The organism is Gracilibacillus saliphilus (genome assembly GCF_010994085.1).
GTDB lineage: Bacteria > Bacillota > Bacilli > Bacillales > Amphibacillaceae > Gracilibacillus > Gracilibacillus lacisalsi.
Map to the genome: position 1 here is coordinate 107,148 of NZ_WJEB01000014.1, position 11,412 is coordinate 118,559.

Genomic DNA, 11,412 nt, shown 5'->3' on the forward strand with positions numbered 1-11,412 from the left:
TAAGCGGTCGTCCTATGCTTTTCTTGTAATATAGGGAAGCATATAATCCGCGGTATCAACGCATTTGTAAGCAGAGTAGCCATTTTGAAATAGCTTGTACAGGAAACCATCGCCTCGGCTGTCCACTTCCCTTTCCACCATCCTGTAGGAGTGGAAGTGGACGGCCTCCGCTATAAAACTGTTCTACTACGTATGTGACTGCTAACTTCTCGAGCTTTCTTAACCTGTGTAATAAAATTGGAATGTCAGCGAGTACATTCATTGTAGAGCATTAATTAGCGTAGGCGCCCACTTCGACTCTTGTGGGATCAGCGTGATCTGAAGATCCACTTTTGTAAAGCGATCTTCTTTACAAAAGTTAGCTGAAGACACGCCCCACAGAAAGCGAAGTGGGCAAGCCGTAGCGGTTGTTACGCCCAATATCCATCTTAAAATAACTACTTTATACCATCGATATATTATTTTGGTCAATGAAAAGCACCGGGTGGGCTTTCCCGGTTTTCCTTACTGTTCACCGCTTTCATTCTACGTTATAATGACATAAAGTGAGACTATGATCAACGAGGGTTTTAACCCCAAACTGATCATTAACGAAACCTATCAGGGTGTTAGTGAAGTAGGGAGATTACAGACGTTTGGCACCGTGATAAAGGGAAATTGACTTGGGGTGATAGAACTTGTGATACACGATAAACTTTACCAGTCGTTAAAAATTGAATCTGATAGTTCAAGTATTTTGATAGAGGGACCTGTATCGTCTAAAAAACTTTCACGATTAACCATGCACGAAGCGTTAACTGCTTTTCGACCTGCTAATGAGCAGCTAGAAGCATTAGAGGAAATAGCTGACTTACCAGAAGGTAGAATCTTGATAGCAACAGTGAATCAGCAAATTATTGGCTATGTAACATACTTGCATCCAGACCCTATTGAACGATGGTCACAGTATCCAAAAGATAACCTATTAGAATTAGGGGCTATTGAAATTGCACCTGCCTATCGCGGAAACAAACTCGGTTCCCGTTTAATCAAAACCTCTATGCAAGATGAAAATATGGAAAATTATATTATTATTTCAACCGAGTACTATTGGCATTGGGACTTAAATTATTCAGAATTAAGTGTCTGGGACTATCGAAAAGTTATGGAAAAAATGATGAAAGCTGGCGATCTATATCCCGCACCCACAAATGAACCCGAAATAATGGCTCATCCTGCCAATTGTTTAATGGTTCGAATTGGGAAAAATGTTTCTCAAGAAGACCAAGTATTGTTTAAAAAACTACGATTTCTTACCTAAGGAGTGGGCAAATGTTAGTAAAAGATATTATGAAAAAGGAAATAGTTACTTTATCTCCTGATGCTACGGTGTCAGATGCCTTACAGTTATTACAAAAACACAGTATCCGTCATATTCCTGTTATCAACCAAGATAAGCGTGTCCTAGGTATTGTATCGGATCGAGATGTACGTGATGCCAGTCCCTCAATTTTAGATTATGAAATAAACAAAGAAGTACTGTCAAGATCGATTCAAGATATTATGTCTACACCTGTTGTTACTACACATCCCTATGAATTTTTTGAAGAAGTTGCTACCATATTCTATCAGAGGGAATTTGCGTGCCTACCAGTAGTTAAAAACCATCAACTAGTTGGAATGATTACGGAAAAAGATATGTTATACGCATTTATACAATTAACTGGCACTCATTCACCAAGTACACAGCTTGAAATCAAAGTCCCCGATCGCATAGGCGTTCTATCAGATGTGTGTCAATATTTCACCAATAGAAACATTAAAATTGTATCCGTTTACAGCTATCCAGATCCTATTGATTCAGAATATAAAGTGCTCGTTTTTCGCATCCAAACGATGAATCCAATGCCGGTTGTGAACGATTTTCAGTCAACTGAATATCAAATACTCTATCCATACAGGGAGGATCAAGATGAAATCTGAGAACACCGCTTTTATTTACACAGATGATTTCCTAGATTATTCCTTCCATGAAGAACATCCTTTTAATCAGAAAAGACTACTATTAACGAAAGAACTACTAGAAATAAGCAAGGGATTAACAAAGGATCAAATTGTTGCACCGGTACAACTAGATGAAGAGATCTTATATTCTATTCATGACGCCGATTACATTCAGGTAGTAAAGAAAGCGAGTAAAAAACATCCTATTTCGGATGAAAGTTATGGGATAGGAACACATGATACCCCTAGTTTTTTAGGCATGTTTGAGGCATCTTTGGCTTCGGTAAGCGGATCAGTTGAGGCAATTGAACAAGTGATGACAGGTAAGGTATCCCATGCATTAAGTCTTGGCGGCGGACTACATCATGGATTTCCAAACCGTGCTTCTGGCTTTTGTATCTTTAATGATATAGCTATTGCTATACAACATTTAAGAAAGCACTATGATGTTAAAGTGTTATATATTGATACAGACGCGCATCACGGGGATGGGGTGCAGCATTGCTTTTATCAGGATGCTCATGTTTGTACGGTATCTTTTCATGAAACTGGTCGTTATTTATATCCAGGGACAGGAAAAACAAGTGAACGCGGTATAAAAGACGGATTTGGTTATTCTTTTAACTTTCCTTTGGATGCTTTTACGGAAGACGATTCTTTTCTCGAAGTATTTCATGCTTCGATCCAGGAAATCGCTACGTACTTTCAACCAGATATTATTGTCAGCCAACATGGTGTTGATGCTCATTACCTTGATCCCCTTACTCATTTACATAGTACCCTTCACCTATTCGAGGAAATACCTAAGGTCATTCATCAACTTGCCCATCAGTATTGCAATGGAAAGTGGATAGCGTTAGGCGGTGGTGGTTATGATATTTGGAGAGTGGTTCCACGCGCATGGTCACAACTATGGCAAGTAATGAATACAAACGAAACATTTAAAGGGAGAATACCACAGCATTGGTTAGATAAATGGCAGCCATACTCACCTGTTTCCTTACCTAATACATGGCACGATAGTTTACAAGATTATCGAGAAATTCCTAGACGTAAAGAGATCGAAGAAAATAATCGAAGGATGTATCAACAAGTTCTAAAATTCATTGATATCAAACAAGGTAAAATATCTGATTGAGTCATCATTAACACCTGTATTTAAATTTTATAACGTAAAAAGGATGACTCTGTCGTCATCCTTAAGATTCATCCGTCGAATCAAGTATTACTATTTCTACTCTACGATTGGCGCTCCATCCTTCGGAACTATCATTTGAGGCTACTGGTCTTGTATCTCCAAAGCCAGCAGCAATAAATCTAGATTCATTAAAATCATTGGAATCTAAGAGAAAACGAATAACACTGCTAGCTCGAGCACCTGATAACTCCCAATTTGATGGATACCGATAGCTTGAGATGGGACGATTATCTGTGTGCCCCTCTACCCTTACTTCATTTGGTATATTAGCCAGTAACGTACTAACTTTATTCAAAAAGGGCTTTGCAGGATCAAGAACTACTGCCTCTCCTGTTTCGAATAGAACACTTTCCTGCAATACCAATACAACACCTTGATCAGTTCTAGTAGCAGAAATAACATCATTTAGATCATTTTCATTTAAGTAGGATTCCACTTCAGCTAATAACTTATCTAACTCATCTTGATCTGGTATACCATCGACTGTATTCAGTTCGGGTTCAGTTTGTTCTTCTGCTTCTTGATCTTCACCTGGAATGGTGTCCTCAGATTTATCATCATTTTCTTCTTCTTTTAGGACTTCCACATTTTCAGTTGGATGTTGCTCTTCAATAATCGATGGCATTGCTTCAAATATTGTTTCACTTCTAAATGCCTCCGCAATCGCTTTAAACTTTTCTGCATCAATTTGGGACATGGAAAATAAGAGGACAAAAAATACTAAAATTAATGTTACCATGTCAGAATATGTTACCATCCATTTTGGTGCACCTTTATTCTCTGGACGTTTGTTTCTACGCTTCATTAAAGGATTCCTCCGTGAAATTCTCCTCTTCTAACTCTTCTTTCTTATTCTTTTCTTTATTGGATAAAAATGCGCTTAGTTTTTCTTTTAGAATACGTGGGTTTTGTCCAGATTGTACACCGATTACTCCTTCTATAATAACTTGTTTCATAAAGACTTCTTCATTTGTCTTCGTTTCTAATTTACCAGCCATTGGAGTAAATACTAGGTTCGCCAAAACAGTTCCGTAGAAAGTGGTTAGTAATGCTACAGCCATACTAGGGCCAAGAGTAGTAGGATCTTCTAAATTCTGAAGCATAAGAATTAAACCAATTAATGTACCGACCATCCCCCAGGCCGGGGCATATTCAGCAGCTTTTTCAATGATTAGACGGCCACGGTAATGACGATCTTCCATTGCATCAATTTCTGCATTCATAATATCATTAATCACTTCAGGCTCAATTCCATCAATGGCTAGCAATACACCTTTTTTAATATATGGATCATCGACTTCTTCTAATTCGTTTTCCAGTGCCAATAGTCCTTCTCTTCTAGCACGTTCAGATAATCGCTCAAATAATTCAATCAGCTCAGCCAAATTATGTTCATTTTGCTTAAAAACTTCTTGGATCACATTTTTCGTTGTTTTGATTTGTTTGATATTAAAATTTACGAGTAGTGCAGCTGTTAGGCCACCAAGTACGATTAAAACTGAGGACCCTTGTATAAATCCAACAAATCCTCCCATACCACCACTACTAACAATACCAAACATAATCATCAGAAAACCAATGGTAATACCGATTGGAGTCAAAAAATCTCTTTTGTTCATTCGTATTCTCTCCCCAGTAAAAAACTCTTAAAGTATCTGTTCAAAAAGTTTCCAAATTAGAAACAGCAAACGTAGAGATTCGCAGCTTATTATTCGTTGACTTTTTGAAAAACCTCTTAAAAATTAATAATGCCAGGGTGTCATGAAATCACCCTAGCATTATTATCGGCATTTATTTTATTTTGTTGAGTTTCTTTTCACAATTTGGTGTGGCAATACAACATTTTGTTCTTCTACATTTTCTTTATTCATAAATTTAGTCAATAAACGCATTGCTACTGCACCAATGTCATACATAGGTTGTACAACTGTTGAGAGTGTTGGGCGTACCATTGTCGCTAATCTTGTGTTATCAAAACCAACTACTTCAACATCCTCAGGGACATTTACTCCGTTATCTTGCAGACCATGGATAACACCTAATGCCATTTCATCAGTTGCTACGAAAATAGCCTTTGGATAATCTTTAATGTCAATGATCTGGTTAGCAGCCTCCATACCTGATTCATAAGAGAAATCTGCGGTAATGATATAATCTTCATTTACTTCTTTATTTGATTCTTTAACTGCTTTTACATAACCTGCATATTTCTTTTCGTTGACAGCAGAATCTTCTTCTCCACTAACATAAATCGGGTGTTTTGTTCCATTTTCGATAAGAAGCGAAGTTGCTTCATAAGCCGCTTGTTCATAATCAATATTAACGGATGGAATCGTCTCACTCGAATCAATAGTAGCAGCTAATGCGACAGGTACAGGCGATGTTTTTAATTGTTGTACATGCTCTTCAGTAATAGTAGCACCCATATAAACTAAACCATCTACTTGCTTTTCAAACATGGTATTAATCAGGCGTAACTCTTTATCCTTATTTTGATCTGAGTTACTCAGAATAATATTATATTTATACATCGTAGCAATATCATCAATACCTCTCGCTAATTCTGAGAAGAAGATACTTGAAATATCAGGGATGATAACCCCTACTGTCGTTGTTTTTTTACTTGCCAAACCTCGTGCAACGGCATTCGGGCGATAGCCTAGTCTTTCAATTGTATTTAATACTTTCTTTCTTGTTGCTGGCTTCACGTTCGGATTTCCATTCACCACACGTGATACAGTAGCCATGGAGACGTTAGCTTCTCTTGCTACGTCATAAATTGTTACATTCATTATTATAACCTCCAATATTCTAATTCACGGTATATTTCTCTCATCATACGCTACAAAGAGTATTTCTGCAAAAAATAAACGATATCTACATTATTTATGTATATCATTCATATTATAACAAATTTTGCACAAAAATTAACATCAAAACAATTATTTTATGAAAAATTTTCATTTTACTCGCGTACACTCGAATAAAATCCTTCATAAAGATACCACATTATTGATAAAAACATTTTGCAACGTGTTTAGTTGAGGCTGTGATCGCGGGATAACAAGATACTTTGATACGGGGGATTATATACTTTCTCTTCATATAATAAAAACTCCTGCCATTAATTAACAGGAGTTTTTACATTATTTATTTAATAATTCATTCATAAAGTTGTGGAATGTTGGGATGTCCATTTGTTGTGCTGCGTCAGATAATGCTACTGCAGGATCTGGGTGTACTTCTGCCATGACACCATCCGCCCCAATTGCTAATGCTGCTTTTGCAGCTGGCAATAATAGATCTCTTCTACCTGTCGAATGCGTTACGTCAACCATAACAGGTAAGTGTGTTTCTTGTTTTAAGATGGGAACAGCTGTTATATCTAGCGTGTTACGAGTTGCTTTCTCGTAAGTTCGAATTCCACGTTCACAGAGAATAATTTGTCCGTTTCCTTTAGAATTAATGTATTCAGCTGCATTAATAAAATCAGAAATAGTAGCTGACATACCACGTTTTAACAGAACTGGTTTATTTGTTTCACCTGCGGCTTTTAATAGTTCAAAGTTTTGCATGTTACGTGCGCCAATTTGTATCACATCGATATAATTAACTGCCTCTTCAATATGTGCAGGATTTACAATCTCACTAACAACTGCTAATCCCTGCTCTTCAGAGACTTTTTTCAATATTTCAAGTCCTTCAAAACCTAAACCTTGGAAATCATATGGAGATGTTCTCGGTTTAAACGCACCGCCACGAATTAATTTCAATCCTTCTTTCTTAATAGCAGAAGCAACTTCAGAAACTTGCTCATAGCTTTCCACCGCACAAGGACCAAAAATAAAGTGTTGATTACCATCACCGAATTTATCACCATTTATATCAATTACAGTATCTTCAGGTTTTTTCTTACGAGATACTAGTAATGCTTTACTATGGTCATCTTCTTGTAATTCAAGGCCAGCTTTAAAAATTTCTTTGAATAAGTGAACAATCGTAGAATTTTCAAATGGACCATTATTATGCTTTGTAATTAAATTGAGCATATCGCGTTCACGAACTGGATCATAACTACGATTAGCACCTTGCTTTTCTTTTACTTGACCAGTTTCTTTTACTAATTCAGCACGTTTATTAATTAACTCTAGGATCTCTAAGTTAGCTTGGTCGAGTTTTTCACGAAGCTGATCCAATTGTTCATTACTCATTATAAATCCCCCTACTCCTATTTTAAATTCCTGAAAAAATGTTATACTTTTTATAGAATTACGGATAATTATAGCTAAAATATGGCGACTTGTCACCAGTTAGAAGAAATATTTTATAGAATATTTATTATTTTTTCACAATAGAAAGGAAAAAACAGTTATGAATGAGCAAATGTTCGCACTAGATATCGGTACCAGGTCTGTTGTAGGTCTGTTAATGGAAAAGAAAAATGATCAATATCAATTAATTGACTATCATATGGTAGAACATGATGAACGCTCCATGTTAGACGGCCAAATACATGATATAGTCTCTGTAGCAAAAGTGATACAACAAGTAAAAATTCGTTTAGAAGAAAAGCATAATACTGTGTTAGAAAAAGTTTGTGTAGCTGCTGCTGGACGTGCTTTAAAAACAAAACGGGTTCAAACAACGAAAGAAATCAGGAAACAACCATTAATGAATGAAGAAGACATTCTATTCTTAGAATTAGAGGCTGTGCAAAAAGCACAATATGAATTGGCAACAGGTGAGGAAGATGCGAGTCATCACTACTATTGTGTTGGTTACTCTGTCATTCAGTATTCATTAGATGGGGAAGAAATCGGTTCATTAATTGATCAACAAGGTGAAACAGCAGAAGTAGAAATAATTGCAACTTTTTTACCGAAAGTCGTTGTAGAATCATTATTATCTGCCCTAAATCGTTCTGGGTTACAATTAGAAGCGTTAACGTTAGAACCGATTGCCGCAATCCATGTGTTAATACCACCTTCTATGAGACGGTTAAACGTTGCGTTAGTGGACATTGGTGCAGGTACGAGTGATATTGCACTAACATCTGAAGGAACGGTCACAGCATACGGTATGGTCCCGAAAGCAGGAGATGAGATTACAGAGGCAATTAGTGATCATTACCTATTAGACTTTAATCAAGCTGAAGAATTCAAAAAAGAAATTACGTTACATAAAAAAGCTATTGTTTCAGATATTCTTGGATTTGAACAAGAAGTAAATTACGAAGAATTAATCGAACATATTTCTCCTGCAGTAGACACCCTGGCAAACTCGATTTCAGAAGAGATAATTGCATTGAACGGTAAAGCGCCTAAAGCGGTCATGTTAGTTGGTGGTGGCAGTCAAACACCTGAGTTAGCAAAAAGACTTGCGATCAAATTGAAACTCCCAACAAACCGAGTAGCGATTAGAGATGTAGATGCTATTCAACTATTATCAAAAGATGAAGGGTTGCCTATTGGTCCTGAATTTATCACCCCTATCGGTATTGCTATTGCAGCAAAACAAAACCCGGTACATTACATAAGTGTAACCGTTAACGAGCAAGTCATTCGGTTATTCGAAATGAAAGACTTAGCAGTTGCAGATTGCCTTCTGGCTGCAGGAATTAATATTAAAAAACTGTATGGTAGACCAGGAATGGCAGCCATGGTTGAATACAATGGTAAACCAGTCACGTTACCAGGTGGATTCGGAACAACACCAAAGATTTTATTGAATGGTAACGAATCTAACGTTGATGATATTGTTCATAATGGTGATATATTAGTTGTTGAGAAGGGGCTGGACGGAGCACCTGCAGAAATGAGTATAGAAGAATTGATTGGGGAAACTTCTGCCATAACAGTCTACTACAATCAAGAAGATTTCCAAATGAAACCTAAAATTCTCGTGAATAATAGAAGTGTTAAATCTAGCTATCTATTAAAAGATGGAGATAAAATCGAATACAATCAGCAAATTACGTTACAAGACTTCTTACATCATTTTCAAATTGCAGAACATGTCAACACACCATTTACAATATGGATTGATGATAACAAAAAAGTCTTAGAAGATTACAGTCAAACATTGCTGCACAATGGAAAACCAGCTAATATAAATCATTCTCTTAAAAATGGTGATAAAGTGGAGACATATTTAGCAGATACTCCTACGTTACAAGAACTTTTAGAGAAACTAGAGATTGATTATCAGACTGAGTTGACGATTACCTACAATAAAAAGCGTCTGACTCTTACAAAAGAGTTAGTTAAAGTTTATCGCCGCGGTGAAGTACTATCTTTGGGAGATTTTATAGAGGATCAGGATAAACTGCAAATCATTGAGCAAAAAGCAGATCCATTTATTTTCCAAGATATCTTCCGGTTCATATCACTAGACTTAACACAGGCAAAAGGCAGAGTCGAATTAAAACGAAACGGAGATCCTGCAACGTTCTTTGAAGAGTTACAACCTAATGATACGATTGATATAAATATAGAGAGTCGCCAAATCTAATTTGTGCGACTCTCTTTTTTTAACAATTGCTTTCTAAGCTGCTTACGGTAATATCGGAATGACTTGTATTCCAAGTGGGTTCTCTATCTGCTATTTTTATGACTTGTGGTGATTCATGCTTTATTTGATACGTATCAGCTATATAATTAGATAGTTCTCTTGCATGCTGGACATGTAATCTAAATAACGGACAATTAGACTTTTCACTATACTTTTCATATTCTTGATTGGCTGATGTGCTAATTGGACAAGTTAAACTATGCTTCAGCAAAACAAATTCCTGATTATTTTCTACAATTTGTTTAAATTGTTCAATCGATTCGATATTTATTATTTCCATTTTTACCACATCCTTATTGATAATTTGAGAATAGGAAACTTAACTCCTCACTGATTGTTTGCGCCTGATAAGAAGCTTGTCTCAAATTTAAACCCGTTTCATGGATAATACTGAAACGGGTTTTTACGTTATGAAACAACTCTTTATGACAACCTTTTATGGTTTATGATCGGTTTGCATCGTTTTCTTCTTCTACAGCCTTTGCTGCTTCTTCAATCGCTTGTGCTACTTCTTCTGCAGCTTTTTCCGGATCTTCATCTTTAGATATTTTCTCTTGTATTGTATTTTTAGTTTCCTTCAACTTACTAGTTAGATCCTGTGATCTCTCCGAAACTGTCTGACCTAGTTGTTGAGACTGTTCTTTGGCATAGTCTGTCCATTCACTTCCTTTTTCATAAGCGACATCTTTCCATTCATTAGCGCGATCTTTTACGTAGTGTGCTCCTTGGTTAAGATCACTTCTTAATTCTCTACCTGACTTTGGAGCAAAAATTAATGCTAATGATGCCCCAACAATACCACCAATTAATGAGCCTATTAAAAAGTCTTTGCTGTTAATGTTCTGGTTTACTTCTTTCTGATTTTGATTTTTATTCGTCATTTCTCATTCCTCCTATATGATATTATTTATTTCTATTTCTTTTAAACAATTCCATTACAACCGTGCTCCACTTAATAGCTTCTGCCGTTGTTTCCTTATTATCATCTGCAATACGATTTACAGATTGTGATACGTTACGAATGGATTGGGTAAAGTCCTTGACACTATCCCCAATATTTTTAACACCATCTACTAATGTGTTTAATTTTGTTGTTTTTTCATTAATATCCTCGGCTAGTTTATTTGTTTTATTTAATAAAGCCGTTGTCTCTACTGTAATACCCTCCATTTGTTTTTCTAAACCTTCTAGTGTATCTGCCACATGTGACATAGTTCGTCTAGTTTCTTTTAAGACTTTTACTAAGTAGATGACTAAAATGGCAAATGCAACCGCTGCGATAATAGCTGCAAGGTATAAGAGAATTTCCATCCGAACCTTCACTCCTTCATTATGTATTACTAATTAACCTAATAATTATGGTATACCCTTTATTTGCTATTCTAAACAAGATAATATTAAATTGCACGTAATAAGGAAAACAATGGTTGGAAAAGTCAAGTTTAAATAAGATAATTCGAGCAAAATCCACTCTGTCCTTATCCCTACATGCTAAGTGGATTTGCGGTTGTTTTAGTGGCCATTGTGAAATTTATCAATTGCATAACCACCACTCCGGCTTCCCACTTCCCTTTCCGTGGAGGTTGTCCTTCAGCTAACTTATTCGAGCAAAACGCTCGAATAAGTGGATCTTCAGGTCAAACAATTTCCAAAGGAGTGAA

At 36.3% G+C, this 11,412-nt stretch carries 11 protein-coding genes; 4 read left to right on the forward strand and 7 right to left on the reverse strand.

Translation table 11 applies throughout. From position 1 onward, the window contains the following. Positions 1-679 precede the first annotated feature (679 nt). Genes GHT08_RS12080 through GHT08_RS12090 form a run of 3 tightly spaced genes read left to right on the forward strand, consistent with a single transcriptional unit; the run spans position 680 to position 3,121 of the window. Positions 680-1,300, forward strand: coding sequence for a GNAT family N-acetyltransferase (locus tag GHT08_RS12080; protein ID WP_163581650.1), 621 nt, complete (start codon positions 680-682; stop codon positions 1,298-1,300). An 11-nt stretch (positions 1,301-1,311) separates the two neighbouring features. After that, positions 1,312-1,962 carry a CBS and ACT domain-containing protein gene (locus tag GHT08_RS12085; RefSeq protein ID WP_163581651.1) on the forward strand — a complete coding sequence of 217 codons (651 nt, stop codon included), beginning with the start codon at positions 1,312-1,314 and terminating at the stop codon, positions 1,960-1,962. Further along, positions 1,952-3,121 carry an acetoin utilization protein AcuC gene (locus GHT08_RS12090; RefSeq protein ID WP_163581652.1) on the forward strand — a complete coding sequence of 390 codons (1,170 nt, stop codon included), beginning with the start codon at positions 1,952-1,954 and terminating at the stop codon, positions 3,119-3,121. The genes GHT08_RS12085 and GHT08_RS12090 overlap by 11 nt, the downstream gene beginning before the upstream one ends. Positions 3,122-3,182: 61 nt before the next feature. Here the strand turns inward: GHT08_RS12090 and motS are convergent, their stop codons facing one another. The 4 genes from motS to GHT08_RS12110 all read right to left on the reverse strand — a co-directional run bounded on the left by motS (position 3,183) and on the right by GHT08_RS12110 (position 7,392). Then, positions 3,183-3,986 (reverse strand): flagellar motor protein MotS, encoded by an 804-nt coding sequence (gene motS / locus GHT08_RS12095; protein WP_163581653.1) that lies wholly within the window; start codon positions 3,984-3,986, stop codon positions 3,183-3,185. Further along, on the reverse strand, positions 3,976-4,800 hold the full coding sequence (gene motP / locus GHT08_RS12100; protein ID WP_163581654.1) for a flagellar motor protein MotP: 825 nt from the start codon (positions 4,798-4,800) through the stop codon (positions 3,976-3,978). Before motP ends, motS begins: the two co-directional genes overlap by 11 nt. A gap of 177 nt (positions 4,801-4,977) precedes the next feature. Beyond that, the gene (gene ccpA, locus GHT08_RS12105; RefSeq protein WP_163581655.1) at positions 4,978-5,973 is read right to left on the reverse strand and encodes a catabolite control protein A; all 996 of its coding nucleotides are present in this window, start codon (positions 5,971-5,973) and stop codon (positions 4,978-4,980) included. 354 nt (positions 5,974-6,327) lie between these two features. Further along, complete coding sequence (locus tag GHT08_RS12110) at positions 6,328-7,392, reverse strand: bifunctional 3-deoxy-7-phosphoheptulonate synthase/chorismate mutase (RefSeq protein ID WP_163581656.1); 1,065 nt, start codon at positions 7,390-7,392, stop codon at positions 6,328-6,330. Between the two features lie 160 nt (positions 7,393-7,552). Between GHT08_RS12110 and pilM the strand changes: the two genes are divergently transcribed. Continuing rightward, positions 7,553-9,691 (forward strand): pilus assembly protein PilM, encoded by a 2,139-nt coding sequence (gene pilM / locus GHT08_RS12115; protein WP_163581657.1) that lies wholly within the window; start codon positions 7,553-7,555, stop codon positions 9,689-9,691. Between the two features lie 19 nt (positions 9,692-9,710). Here pilM and ytxJ read toward each other — a convergent pair whose 3' ends face one another. The 3 genes from ytxJ to GHT08_RS12130 form a co-directional block, all read right to left on the reverse strand. After that, positions 9,711-10,031, reverse strand: a complete 321-nt coding sequence (gene ytxJ, locus GHT08_RS12120) for a bacillithiol system redox-active protein YtxJ (RefSeq protein WP_163581658.1) — start codon at positions 10,029-10,031, stop codon at positions 9,711-9,713. 163 nt (positions 10,032-10,194) lie between these two features. Then, on the reverse strand, positions 10,195-10,632 hold the full coding sequence (locus GHT08_RS12125; protein ID WP_163581659.1) for a YtxH domain-containing protein: 438 nt from the start codon (positions 10,630-10,632) through the stop codon (positions 10,195-10,197). 22 nt (positions 10,633-10,654) lie between these two features. After that, positions 10,655-11,062, reverse strand: a complete 408-nt coding sequence (locus GHT08_RS12130) for a DUF948 domain-containing protein (protein ID WP_153836727.1) — start codon at positions 11,060-11,062, stop codon at positions 10,655-10,657. Between the last annotated feature and the right edge of the window lie 350 nt (positions 11,063-11,412).